The organism is Brassicibacter mesophilus, from assembly GCF_050433385.1.
GTDB lineage: Bacteria > Bacillota > Clostridia > Tissierellales > Proteiniboraceae > Brassicibacter > Brassicibacter mesophilus.
In genome coordinates this window covers 34,942-48,752 of sequence record NZ_JBNPXI010000009.1, presented here as the reverse complement: position 1 = coordinate 48,752, position 13,811 = coordinate 34,942, and the positions used below count along the sequence as shown (strand labels likewise).

General features: G+C 28.0%; 13 protein-coding genes. 11 read left to right on the top strand and 2 right to left on the bottom strand.

What is annotated here, in order from left to right; translation table 11 throughout:
- Nucleotide 1 precedes the first annotated feature (1 nt).
- The 11 genes from HNR33_RS11285 (at nucleotide 2) to HNR33_RS11235 (ending at nucleotide 11,867) form a co-directional block, all read left to right on the top strand.
- The gene (locus tag HNR33_RS11285; protein ID WP_429083346.1) at nucleotides 2–697 is read left to right on the top strand and encodes a hypothetical protein; all 696 of its coding nucleotides are present in this window, start codon (nucleotides 2–4) and stop codon (nucleotides 695–697) included.
- 21 nt (nucleotides 698–718) lie between these two features.
- Nucleotides 719–1,894: a hypothetical protein gene (locus HNR33_RS11280; RefSeq protein ID WP_429083345.1), complete on the top strand. Its 1,176-nt coding sequence runs from the start codon at nucleotides 719–721 to the stop codon at nucleotides 1,892–1,894.
- 222 nt (nucleotides 1,895–2,116) lie between these two features.
- Complete coding sequence (locus HNR33_RS11275; RefSeq protein ID WP_429083344.1) at nucleotides 2,117–4,636, top strand: UvrD-helicase domain-containing protein; 2,520 nt, start codon at nucleotides 2,117–2,119, stop codon at nucleotides 4,634–4,636.
- 20 nt (nucleotides 4,637–4,656) lie between these two features.
- A complete protein-coding gene (locus HNR33_RS11270) occupies nucleotides 4,657–5,676 on the top strand; it encodes a hypothetical protein (protein ID WP_429083342.1) in 1,020 nt (339 codons plus the stop codon).
- A 14-nt stretch (nucleotides 5,677–5,690) separates the two neighbouring features.
- A complete protein-coding gene (locus HNR33_RS11265) occupies nucleotides 5,691–6,365 on the top strand; it encodes a TIGR02391 family protein (protein WP_429083340.1) in 675 nt (224 codons plus the stop codon).
- A 63-nt stretch (nucleotides 6,366–6,428) separates the two neighbouring features.
- A complete protein-coding gene (locus tag HNR33_RS11260; RefSeq protein ID WP_429083339.1) occupies nucleotides 6,429–7,421 on the top strand; it encodes a cullin family protein in 993 nt (330 codons plus the stop codon).
- Nucleotides 7,411–7,593 (top strand): hypothetical protein, encoded by a 183-nt coding sequence (locus HNR33_RS11255; protein ID WP_429083337.1) that lies wholly within the window; start codon nucleotides 7,411–7,413, stop codon nucleotides 7,591–7,593. The genes HNR33_RS11260 and HNR33_RS11255 overlap by 11 nt, the downstream gene beginning before the upstream one ends.
- 34 nt (nucleotides 7,594–7,627) lie before the next feature.
- Nucleotides 7,628–7,840, top strand: coding sequence for a hypothetical protein (locus HNR33_RS11250; protein WP_429083336.1), 213 nt, complete (start codon nucleotides 7,628–7,630; stop codon nucleotides 7,838–7,840).
- Nucleotides 7,841–7,903: 63 nt separating this feature from the next.
- On the top strand, nucleotides 7,904–9,196 hold the full coding sequence (locus HNR33_RS11245) for a hypothetical protein (protein WP_429083334.1): 1,293 nt from the start codon (nucleotides 7,904–7,906) through the stop codon (nucleotides 9,194–9,196).
- 95 nt (nucleotides 9,197–9,291) lie between these two features.
- On the top strand, nucleotides 9,292–10,914 hold the full coding sequence (locus tag HNR33_RS11240) for a copper amine oxidase N-terminal domain-containing protein (protein WP_429083332.1): 1,623 nt from the start codon (nucleotides 9,292–9,294) through the stop codon (nucleotides 10,912–10,914).
- 458 nt (nucleotides 10,915–11,372) lie between these two features.
- Nucleotides 11,373–11,867, top strand: a complete 495-nt coding sequence (locus HNR33_RS11235; RefSeq protein ID WP_429083330.1) for a hypothetical protein — start codon at nucleotides 11,373–11,375, stop codon at nucleotides 11,865–11,867.
- Between the two features lie 280 nt (nucleotides 11,868–12,147).
- Here the strand turns inward: HNR33_RS11235 and HNR33_RS11230 are convergent, their stop codons facing one another.
- Nucleotides 12,148–12,411: a hypothetical protein gene (locus HNR33_RS11230; protein ID WP_429083328.1), complete on the bottom strand. Its 264-nt coding sequence runs from the start codon at nucleotides 12,409–12,411 to the stop codon at nucleotides 12,148–12,150.
- A gap of 8 nt (nucleotides 12,412–12,419) precedes the next feature.
- Nucleotides 12,420–13,667, bottom strand: coding sequence for a DNA polymerase Y family protein (locus HNR33_RS11225; protein WP_429083327.1), 1,248 nt, complete (start codon nucleotides 13,665–13,667; stop codon nucleotides 12,420–12,422).
- Nucleotides 13,668–13,811 lie beyond the last annotated feature (144 nt).

Sequence of the window (13,811 nt, the reverse complement as noted above, 5' to 3'; positions counted from 1 at the left end):
TATGGAAAGATGGTTTGTATTATTAGGAATTGTAGGTATTTCTGCAATTGGATTTATAAAGCTAGTATTTGATTATAAGAAAATAATTAATAAGATTAATTTTACCAATGAATTTATAAATAAATATAGGGAATTTGGTAATGGATTATTCCAGAAAAGAATGGATGAAGAAGTATACCAATGGCTTAGGCTTAAATCTTCTAAGATGCAAAGTTTTATGGGTTCTTTTGGAATTGCAAGTGCATATAAACCTCCATTTTCTAATCTACTTTATAAGAATTATCAAATTTTAGTTAATGGTTTGTCTGAGATTAGAAGAGAATATACAATGGCTCAGTCTATGCTAAGCTTTGATTTAGCATATAGTAATTTATATGAACAAGTAAGATTAATAGATGATTGTATAATATCTTATCTGGGAGCACTTGAAGATGCTGAACAAGATAAGATTGCTAATCTAAAAAACCCTACAATATGGTTAAGAGAAGGCATAAGATTTATTGTAGTTTTCCCTTTGTCTTTTAGCTATTGGTCAGGGCTTATTAAATATCATACATATAATAGACTATCTAATAACTTCTTTGTCAAGATAGTTACTACTTTAGTTGCTTTTATTGGGTTTATTGGTTCTATAGTAACAATAATTTTAGGATATGAACCTTTAGTCGAAGCTTTTAATAAAATAACAGGAATGTAACAGTTCCGAAAGGAGGAAGAAATGAAAGATAAAGAACTTCTTGAAGTTATTGATTGGATGGATCAAAAAAGATGGGAGTCATCAGTCAATTATAATATTATTGAAAATGAAATATTTAGTGAATTAACTGATGACCAAAGAATATTAGTTCACTGGATTAGCTATATAACAGATAGACAAATGCCATTTGAAAAAATATGGATTCATGGAGGATATGTCTTTTCAGGAATTGCTAATGAATATATTAATAATGATCTTCCTTATGTAGATTTAAAAAACTACATTAATATATGGAAAGAAGAAGGCAAGCATAAAGTAAAATTCGTATATAAAGATAGAGAGTTTGCTTCCAGATTTATATCTACTGATTTAAAATCCATTCTGCTTACATTTAGGATTTTATTAGACCATAGTAACAACATTGTAAAGTATGTTAATGATCTTTTTAGTAAGTATTATTATTTAGCTGATAAATATGAGAAGCAAGAAGCTAACAATCTAAATCTTGTAGCATTTATACTGCATCTATTAAGTTATGAATTTGTGAAACTTGGAAGCAAGACAAATATTGAAGATTATTTTAGTGAAGTGGAGAGCTATTATAACAAGTATAAAGATATTATCACTAATGAAGCCAAATTTGAAAGGTATTATAAAACTTTTATCAAAAGAAGACTTGAAGGTAAGAAGAGGGTTTGGTGCTGTGTAAGGGATTATACTAAAAGCAAAGAATTTAATAATTATTTTGCTAATAGTTTGAAAGAAATACATAATAATCAACCACTATTAGATATTTTCCAAGATGAAAAACAATATTACTATTTAGAATTACCAGGAGATGTTTGGAATTTAAGAGCTGAGTTTGTAGAGAATTTAATTAAGAACAATCTTAATATAAATAGTAAGAACATACCTAAAGAACTTAGAAAAAATCTTAAATATCCATATTATCCTGAGCTTTTCGATCTTACTTTTGACTTTGTTCCTAGGATGTGTTCAAGTGCTACAAATGCGATAAATAGAACTATGTGTAATATCTGTTTCTTTGGAGATAATGGAATGCTAGATTATTGCCATTCTAATACAGAGCTAAATTGCCCTATATTAATGATAAGTTGTGGTTATTCTGTTAAATGTAATCCTATTAATTGTCCTGTAAAAGAAAAAGTAGGGATTGGATTATGTAAGGGGATATAATATTCCCGTGGAAATAGTTAAATTTCTACATATTAATATCATAAAGTCTTAAAATGCGATATTAGTCGAATTTTGTTGGAGAATTTTTACAAAAGGATAGAAGTAAGTAGACACCTGTGTTAGGTGTCTTTTTCGCTTTTATAATAACTTGTTTTTTAATATAAAGTATAATAATATTTAGATTATAAAATGGCAGAAAATTAAATAAAAAGGAGAATTTTAGTGGGTATTGTTAATAGTATTATTGATTATTTTATGAGCTTTAGAAGAAATAAGGAACAAAGAAAACTAACACTTCTTAATGAATATAAGCAATTAATTTCCTTTTGTGAAGAGGCATTAGTTGATTATAATAATTTATTTAATAGAAATATATACATAGATTATCATTTAAAAGATAAGTGGAAAACAGACTACATGAATTTATATAAAGAAACTGATAGAGTTGGTAGGTATAAGAAGGTTAAGATATCTGAAGAAGAAAAACAGAAAATACCTAGTTTTAGAGACTTATATTCAAATTTTGAACAGAAGTGTAGAGATTATAATAATAAGTTTGTTGCTAATGAAAAGATAATTTTTAAAGATTTATTTGATACTGTGGAGGGTAGGGCTTTAGACGATCAGCAAAGAGATTGTGCTATTAAAGATGAGGTAAATAATCTTGTAATTGCAGGAGCAGGGTCAGGTAAGACAACAACAATTGTTGGTAAGGTAAAATATCTACTTAAAAGATATAAATATAATCCAGAAGAGTTATTAGTTTTATCATTTACTAATGCTTCTGCCAGTGAAATGAGAGAAAGAATATTAAAGGAAACAGGCAAAGACATAGATGTAATGACATTTCATAAATTGGGTTTAGAAATAATTTCAGCAGTTGAAGGTAAGAAACCATCATTAACCGACATTGAGATGGAAGATTTTATAAAAGAAAAGTTTAATACTTTAACTAAAGATTCTAGATATAACAATTTACTTAACAAATATTTTCTATCTTACATGAAGCCTTATAAAAACAAATTTGAATTTAAAACAGAAGGAGACTATATTGACTATCTTCGAGATGCTAACATTAGGACATTTAAAAATGAAATTGTAAAGAGTTTTGAAGAGATGGAAATCGCTAATTTTTTCTTCATAAATAATATTGATTATAAATATGAAGAAAAATATAAGTATAAGACTGCCAACAGAAAGCATAGTCAATACAAACCTGATTTCTATTTACCAGACTATGATATTTATATAGAGCATTTTGGAATAGATAGAAAGGGTAATGTTCCTAAATTCTTTCAAGGTAAGGATGGGAAATCAGCTAAACAAATTTATAATGAAGGTATTGAGTGGAAGCGAGAGCTACATGAAGAGAACAACACTATATTAATAGAGACATATTCTTGGGAAAAGGAAGAAGGTTTTTTAACAGATAATTTATCTAAGAAACTTGAAAAAGTAGGTGTAAAACTTAATCCAATGAGTAGAAATGAATTATGGAAGCTTATTGAAAATGATCAAGCTTATGAATTAACAAGTTTCGTAAAGTTAATGACTACGTTTATAAATCTATTAAAGACAAATAACTATTCAATTGAAAGTATTAAGCAAAAAAACAATAATTACTATACTGGCTATAAAAGAATGAGAAATGAAGCTTTTGTAAATCTAATTGCTCCATTATATGAAGATTATCAAAAAATGTTAGAAGTCAATCAGGAGATTGATTTTAGTGATATGATCAATAAAGCATGTGCTTATGTAAAAGAAGGAAGATTTAATAAAAAATATAGTTATATAATTGTAGACGAATATCAAGATATTTCACTACCTCGATTTAATCTTATAAAAGCTATAAAGGATCAAAACAAGAGTAAGTTATTTTGTGTAGGAGATGATTTTCAATCAATATATAGGTTCGCTGGTTCAAATATAAGTTTATTTACAAAGTTTGAAAAGTATTTTGGATATACTGAAAAGAGTTTTATAGAGACTACTTATAGATTTAACAAGAATCTAATAGACTTGAGTAGTAATTTTATATTAAAGAATAAAGCACAAGTAAAGAAGCAACTAAGACCTTATAATGATAATAATGAAAAATCTTTTGAATTAGTTTATGTAGATGATCGTTCGGAGTTACCTAGGACATTGAAAGAAAAGTTAAGGCAATTACCAAATGATACGAGTGTAGCCTTACTTGGACGGTATAAAAATGATCTTAAAATATATCTTGATAATGACTTGACATTTAAATATGATAGGCACAGAAAAAAGGGGATTGTAGCATTTGGAGAACGAAAAGATATAGATATTGAATTTCTTACTGTTCATAAAAGTAAAGGATTGCAAGCTGATTATGTATTTATATTAAATAACTCAAACAGTAAGCATGGATTTCCTTCACAGCTTGAAGATGATCCTGTATTAGAACTCTTAGTAACAGATAATGAAATTTTTGAATTCGCTGAAGAAAGAAGACTCTTTTATGTAGCCTTAACAAGGGCGAAAAAATATCTGTATTTAATGGTTAATAAAAAAACCAAGTCATGTTTTATAAGAGAGATTGAAACAGACTATAAAATTAAAGAAGATGATGATGAAGAAATTATTCCATGTCCTATATGTAGGAAAGGAAAATTATTATATAAACAAGGGATAGTGTATAAGGGAAAGAAGCTTCCAGATTTCTACGGATGTTCTAATTATCCTTATTGTGGCCATAAGCAAAATATATATAAATAATTTATATTGGGAGGAAAACTATGAAAATGAAGTTTGAAAAATTTAAAACTGAAGAGTTATTGTTGAAATTAGGACTATATGAAGAAATAGATATCAATACAGATTATATTCTTGTTGATTATGATTACGACGATCAATTTTATAATGGCATTTCAAGAACTGGAATAACTTATTCAGCGGATTTTAGAAGGTTAATCAATTTTATCAGCGAAAAAGATGTTATATATGGATACTGTCCATATTGTAAAAAAAATCTATCTTTTAATGTTATATCAAATAACATAAGTCAAGAATTAAAAAAACTATCTTTTTATGAATATGAAAATACGTGTAATGACCCTGAAACAATGGAATTTATTTTTTCGGGTGCTGATAATAAGTTTCATGATAGACTTGAGCTGTTGAAAAAAGAATGTTCTTATTTTTTTAAGCAAGCTGTCTGTTCTTATGAACCATCTCATCAATTAGTTTTTGTTTATCATCTTAATATCTTAAAAAATATTGAAGGAAAATATACATTGAAATTATCAAAAATAGGACAGAATCCATCAATTATAGAAATTGAAGAAATTAATTTAAATAAATACAAGAAGCTTTTAGAGAAAATGGATTCATATATAGATTATAAGATTGGTTGTGGGCTAATTTCTCACGGGTTAGGAGTTGGACCTTATGCATATATGAGAAGAGTTTTTGAAAAGTTAATTTTATATAAATTCAATAAGCATAAAGATGAGATAGAATTGGATAATTCAGATTTTAAAGAGCTACATATGGAAGATAAGCTAAAAGTATTAAAGAAATATCTTCCAGAATTCCTATTTGATACAAAAAACATATATAAAATATTAAGTGCAGGTATACATATTTTAAGTGAAAAAGATTGTAAAGAGATGCTCCCAGTTGTAAAAAATACAATAGAAATAATACTTGATGAAGAAATTGAAACTATAGAAAAAGAAAAAATAAAGAAAAAGACAAAAGAAACAATTGCATCTTATACAAACAAGGTAAAGAATTTGACCGATAAAATGGCTTAATTGAAGGTGATCTAATGATAATTTTAGAATATAAGATAAGAGAATTGTTTGATATATTACATAAAACAGCTAATTCATTGTTGAAGAACTTAAAAGAAGAGGAAATTGATTATGAGGAAGTTGAATATAAAATAGAAATTATTAAAAGAGATTTTGCTCAGCTAGAAAAACTGCTAGGTCACATTAAAACAGATAGGTTTGAAGCATTTCATAGACATCTAGGGTTTATTATAAAAGATCCGTATAAATTTGGAGAACATAATGCATTGGACATTATTAATAATGATCTACCTGAAATACAAAAGATGTTTTATGAGGGATTAAGAAACTCTCCATATCTAGATAAAGCTTTACGAGAAGAATGTGAAAATTTAATATTAAATTGTGAGTTTGATTCTGCTGTAAGAAAAGCCTTTATTATTTTTAAAGAAAGAGCAATTAGTAAATTTAATTTATCAAGTAATCTAGATGGTGAAGACCTAATTAACAAACTATTTTCTCCTGATAAGGGGTTAATACAAGTTTCTACGGAAATAGATAAGAGAAAAGCCTTTCGGAATTATTGCTCAGGACTTTATGGCTATTTTAGAAACAGCTATGCTCATAACTTAGTAGATAATCCCGAATATACTGTAGATACAGTTATTTCAACGATTAATATGCTACTTAAACTTATTGATTCATATTAAATTTTTGAGGTGATTTATTTGAATGAAATCATTATAAAAAAAGAAAATAATCAAATTAGCAAAATGAGAAAAAGTAAAAATGAAGTAGCACAATATCTAACAGATAATTATAAAGAAAATAAAACTTATGTAATAAATCAGCTTAAGAAAATACCTTCTATTATAAATACTTTAACAGAGCTGAATGACGAGGAACTTTATAAAATATCCATTCCACAAGAATATATGAAACAATTAAAAAATGGATCTAGCCATTTAAAACAATCAAAAAATGGCAACTTTTATCCAACAATAACAGATACAGTGACAGGAAAATTTAAAAAGCATGTAGAGTTAGAAAAACTAGATAAGAACTTTATTGGTTCAACTGAAAAGCTAATTACACAGCAGTATCTTGCAGATATTATTATGGAGTTAGAAACTATTAATGAGAAATTAAGTAGAGTATTGATAGGGCAACAGAATGACAGAATAGGTCTAGCTCTGAGTGCTAAACAGCAATTTATTGAAGTAATGAATATAATTGATGACGAACAACTTAAGAGAATAGGTTTAATGAATACCATAAAAACAGCAAATGATGCAAGAGGACAACTTATAGAAAACTTCAAAGAAGATTTAAATTTTATAAGAGAGATACCAAATTCTGATGAAAATCTAAAATTATTAACTAAACATATAGGAACTAAAGATTATAAAGGTGAAATAAAGAGTAGAATATTAGGTCTACATAAAGCATTTGAATCAATAAATATGATTTCTGGAATTATTGCCTTTGCTTATCAAGAATTAAATCAATCTCAAAATATTGAGATTAGCTTTACCCCATATAAAGAATTACTCTCTAATATAACAAGAGAAAAGGAGCTACTGGAAAAGCTTTATGATTATGACAGTAGATCAGAAGTTGCTAATGTGTGGATTGAAAAGCCAAAACAAGTATTAAACAATATTACTACTAGCCATACAGCGATTAAAACAATTAGTGATACTGATATTTCTATAGAATTCTATAAAAAAGATTTAATTGAAGAGGTGCTAGAGAATGGGGAATAGTAGAGTATGCAAAAAGTGTGGAAGAGATCTGAGAAAAAGTAAAGGTAATTATTGTGGAAGTTGTAAATCTGAAATGTTTGAAAATGTTAAGAAAAAAGGAAAAATAATTATAGGTCCTTTAGTTAGCCTAGTGGCTGTTATAGCAACAAGAGGAAAAAGAAAGAAGCTTTAACAATGTTTAAAATACAAAGCTGAGGTGAATTATTATGTCAGAAACCAGAGCAGAATATAAAACTTCCAATGAAAACTTGAGTAAAGAAGTATTATGGCTATCGAAACGATTGAAAGATCTAGCTATTGATTTCAATAAATTATCGGAAGAAGAACAATCAGCAGTTATAGCAAGAGCTTCAGAATTAGATCCAGTAAGTGTTGTAAGTTTTTGTAATATCTTTAGTTCTGAGCTTAATATTGATTAATTAATTGAAGTAAGAGAGTGGTGAAATTATTCCACTCTTACTTATTTATAGGGGGACAAATCATTGGGAAGATATATAGAGATTTTGATTAAATTTAATGAAATTCTAGTTGATCAGATAAATATAAGTATTCCATTATTTCTAAAATACTATATTGTATTAAAGCTTGAAATTATTTTTATTCTTTTTTTAATAGATTTGTTATTGGTAGGATTAAATAAACTTAATTATAACAGATATTATAAAGTGAAATTTAAATTAATTAAAAAACCATCAAGATTAATCAAAAGATATAGAGTTTATATTTGGATTAGAAATGTCATTAATTCCGCAAGACCTTGGTATATTAGGAGATATGATTATAAAGAAGGTAAGGAATTAATTGATTATATTTATCAAGATGGATTTCTAAAATATATTAAGAGACTAATTATTAGTTTTTTTAATCCTAAATATATATCTAGCTTAATCGCATTTTTAGCAACCATATTGTTTTATTATGACATTCAGTTTAGCACCTTAATTATAAGATATTTTCAGTTAGTAAGTAAGGAGAATTTGATTACACTTTTAACACTTTTACCAGCAATTATTATTATACTTATTATAACTATTGGATGGAGATATACAAGCTTGAGAGGAAGATATATTAGGGGAACAAATAGACTTAACCAGAGAATTATTGAAGAAACATTAGATATACACAGAAGAATTTCTAAACCATTATTAGAAGTAATTGATAAAGCATCAAAGAATATTGAATATGCATTGAATTGCAAAAACTTACTAATTAGAAGTAGGCTAAGAAAGATATCTCCATATATAGATCGTATCGAAGATGACACTGTTGTATGGTCTAAGTATCCATTTTATAATAATGAATTTAGAACAGAAGATTATATGTTTGATAACATTGAAGAAGTGGATGAGCTGGTTGGTGTTATTAATGAAGCAAAGAAAAAATATATTTATGAAGAAGTATTTTGGATTAGATATTTTGATAAAGACATGTTTGGTCTAATAAATCTTAAAAGAAGTTCAGAAAAACTAGAAGAAATACTTCGTTTTAATTTTTTTACTCCATATACTTTACAAAAGATTCTAAAAGAAGATAAAAAAGAAGTAATATACAAAGAAATTCAAGAACAGATTCCAGATGAGCAAAAGAAAGGTTATTATGAGAGACAGATATTAAAAGACATAGAGGAATTTAAAAAAAGAATTGATGATATTTTAATAGGTTCTATAGAAAAGTTAGTTGATTTGAGTCTTTATCATAAATCAATATATAGCTTACTTCATTTTAATTCAAATAGATTAGGAAGAACTTTAAGTTACTGGACTGACAGAGAGTGAAAATTAATACATATCACAATTTTCAGTTGATGCAAATATGAATAAAATGGTAAAATGATGTTGTTATCTAAAAAAATTAATAAAGGGGTGCTGAAATGAAAAGAATAATTTCTTTTGTTTTAGTTATATCAATGGTTTTAGCAATGGGAATAGCTGTGTTTGCAGAAGAGGTAGCTAAATTTGAAATTAAAATTAATGGACAAGAATTAGCAATACCAGTTGAGATGGGAGTAGCACATATAGATGAAGCTGGCAGAACTCAAGTTCCAGCAAGGGCTATTATAGAAGGTCTTGGTTATGTTGTAGATTGGAAGGGCGAAACACAAACCGTTATAATACTAGACCAAAATAAAAAGGAAGTAGCAACGATACAAATTGGAAGCAAGATAGTAAAATTAGCTGACAGTAAAACAATAGAAATGGATACTAAAGCAATGGTAGGTAAGGATGGAAGAACTTATATTCCATTAAGATTTGTTAGCCAAGCACTAGGTTTTGATATACCTAAAGAGGGTGGATATAACTTTGAAAATGGCATTCATAAGATAAATATAGTAGAGTTAAAAGAAACAGTAACAGAAGATGGTGTTATTGTAATTGATATTAGTGATGTCGAAGTTCCCACTTATACAAGCGAAAGTGGTAAGGTTACTATCATGGAGGTAGGTTCAAACCAAAACTCTATGTTGGGAACTAGAGAAGAAGGTAGCACTTATGCTCAAGACCTTGAAAAGTTTAACAAAGCTTTAAAAGGCACTACTTGGAAGTTATCTAGCGGTGGTTCTCTTCAATGGGAAAACCAACCAGGAAATGATCCTAATGCTCCACTAAAAATTGATAGAACAGAGAAAGATGAGCCAAGAGTTAAAATTAGAATATGGGATGCAAATATGATAGCGGTAGAACAATACCTAATTGGGCCCGTAGGAATGACAATGAATGTTAGTATGGAGGCTCTAAAATATTACAGTGCTGGTTCTCCTAGTGAAGGAGAGGCTATTTGGTGGTATATAAACCAACATATAGAACAATCAAAAGAATTTGAATACGGTAAAGTGTATAAGTTTGGGTCAACTGAAGTTGTCTTTTACGACCCTGGAGTAGCAGGGTTCGATATTATTTTCACTAATAGCGAAATAAGAAATATTGAAACATTAAATGAAAATCAATTAGTGGAAAATGGAGACGTTACAGTAGTTGACATTAGCAATGTAGAAGTTCCTACTTATACTAATGCTAGTGGTAGGGTTTCTGAATTAGAGGTAGGCTCAAATGAAGGCTCTATTTTAGAAGCTAGAGAAGAAGGTAGCACTCATGCTGATGACATTTCAAAGATCAATGAAGCTTTAAAGGGCACATCATGGAAACTATCAGATGCAGGAAACCTACAATTTTCAAATCAACCAGGAAATGATCCTAATGCACAATTAATTGTTGACAGAAAAGATGGTAATCCTCGTGTTAAAATTAGGAATTGGATAGTAAATCCTGGGGATGAACAGCTAACTCGTGTTCTAATGGTAGTTAATACATTTGTCGAATCTGCAAAATATTATGCAAAAAAACCTTCTGATGGAGAGGCTATATTTTGGTATGTTAATAAAGCAGTAGAAGAAGGCAAAGATGTTCCAGTAGGTAAGGTAATGCAGTTCGGAGACACCAAAATAATTTTTGAAGACCCGAATATATTTGGGATAAATGTAATTTTCTTAAACTAAATAATAAAAAAAAGAAGCTAGTTTAACTGAGTAAAACAATAATTACATAATATATTGAGATATGAAAGCCCCTTATTGCTTGACAATAAGGGGCGATTTGATAACAATAGATAAAACATATCAACAATAATAAATAACTTCCTACTCCATATAGAAAAATAGGGATTACTCTTTAGAAATGAAATCATTGAAATTTCTATCGTATCTAACCTATTAGGTATTAGAGTTTGATCAAACGAGGTCAGACTCTTTCTTGTTTCATAAAATTCAATTCTGGACCATGCTTCATAAGATGGAATTATATTGATAAGACTGGTGCGATACTTTATCTTATATGGATGATAAAATAAGAGTTTATAAATAAATCAAGTTAATTAGATTGTGTATTTGACTATGCATATTGAAAAGTAATAGAAATAGTGTCATAATAGAAGCAAATCTAACGAGGAGCTGATAATATGATTACCAAAATAAGTAAGATTAAAAATAAAGTTAATAGTGATATACAGAAAATATTGACACTATTAGAGCCTTATGAGGTAACAGAAGATACTCTGTCAAATATGAAAAATCATTATGAACGTCTTTACATAGATGAGGAATTGGGATATATATTGAGGAGTTATGTTATCTATAAGGGCAACGGTATTGTTGAGTTTGATGATGATATTAAAGAACATGTTACTGAAGAAGTCCAACTTATAGAACAGATGATGAAATTTGATTTTATTAAGCTTTTGGAATTGGTGGAGGGTGAAGAAATTTGGGAGCTTGATATATCTAATAATTGTCATTTTACATATTTTGAAGTTGATGATTTTAATGGGTATAGTGAATGGTTTATTTATGGGAAAGTTGATGGACATAATATTTTATGTAGGCTAGACAATGAATCAAGGGAAGAAGAGATATATAATCAACTAGAAGAGCTATATAATCAGCCTATGGACTAAAAACTATAACTAATAGAAAAAGAAAAATGAAATAGTATTTAGTAATAATTAGAGTTTGATCAACCGTGGTCAGACTTTTTTTATTGATTAAATTCCAATTCTATATCATACTGATACTACTCTATACAATTTAGCAGATAATCCTGAATATACTGTAGACACTGTTATTTCTACGATTAATATGTTACTTAAACTTCTTTATGAAACAAAACATTTATAAAATTAATACGATATTATTAGAAGAAAAAATAGAAGAGACTTTCAAAAAAGTCTCTTCTATTTATATCTTAAATAACATCCACTTGCAAGTATCAATCTCATATTTCAGAATAAAGTGTTTCATTTGATTATTAATAATACTTTGACAAGTAAAAACTATCATTTTATTACCAGCTAGTTTTTCTAAGTCCTGTTTTATAATTTTATCAATTTTTATTACAGTATTAGAACCTTCTTCATTGATCAATCTAAAACGAAGGGGATGGGGGATGCCTTGTTTATCAAACCAACAAAGAAGATCGATATCCTTTCTTACCACTTTCATAAAACCACCTATAAAATACTACTCATTAAAGGATAATCATCTTCGCCAACCCCACCCATAAGTGGCTTAATGCCACTATTTAAAAAACAACTTCTAATAATTGATCTACTGTCATACTTCATTCTTATTTTATCTACTACTGTATCAATAGCTCTTTGTTTTTCATTATTGCTATCAAATATACTTAGCTGAACCATATCATTATCACAAAACTCTGAAACTCGAACTCCTAGATGTCTTATCTTTTCACCTTTCCAAGACTCATTAAATAAATCTTTAGCATGTTCATAAATTTGCTGAGTGCAATCAGTAGGAGTGTCAAATTTATGCTGATGTGAATAATAACCAAAATCACTTGTCTTAATTCCTACCGAAACTAATCTAGAACAATAACCAGAATCTCTTAATCTCATTCCCACAGTCTCACAAAGACTTAGTAAAATCATATGAGCTTCCTTATAATTATCAATATCAAATGGAGCAGTTGTTGAATTACCAATCCCTTTTATTTCTATTCTATTACTTTTCCTAACTTCAGAATTATCAACTCCATTAGCATAATTCCAAATTAACACTCCGTGAGATTTTAACTTATATTTTAATAAATTTAAATCAAAATTAGCTAAATCACCTATTGTTTCTATTCCTAGTTTATGTAATTTAGGGGCAGTAGCTCGACCTACCATAAATAAATCTTCTACTGGAAGACACCACATTTTAGAAGGCATCTCTTCAGGAAAAATAGTAGTAACAGCATCAGGCTTCTTTAAATCACTTCCCATTTTAGCTAAAAGTTTATTACTTGACACTCCAATGCTTACAGTGAAACCCAGTTCATTCTTAATTCTTTCCTTTATAATATGTGCTGTTTCTATCGGATCTCCAAATAAACCTTCCATATTTGTATAGTCTAAAAAACATTCATCAACACTATATCTTTGGATTTTAGGAGAATAATCTTGTAAAACTTCAACCATAGCATTACTACATTTTATATATAAGTCATAAGAAGGAGGCACTACATAAAGATTAGGACATTTCTTAAATGCTTCGAATAAAGTTTCTCCTGTTTTGATTCCATACTTTTTAGCTGGAATTGATTTAGTTAATATTATACCGTTTCTCTTTTTAGGATCACCACCGACAGCAGATGGAATAGTTCTTAAATCTAATTCATCACCTTGTTGTAACCTATAAACAGCTTCCCAAGATAAATAAGCACTATTCACATCTATATGGAAAATTACTTTTGACATACTAAATTCCTCCAATAAAATAATGTATTATTATTATATCGAACACACGTTCCTATGTAAATATAATATGTTAAAATATCTGTTATAATGCATGTTAAAAACTATATTTAATTAATTCAATATGGTTCTCAACAGAACATTATT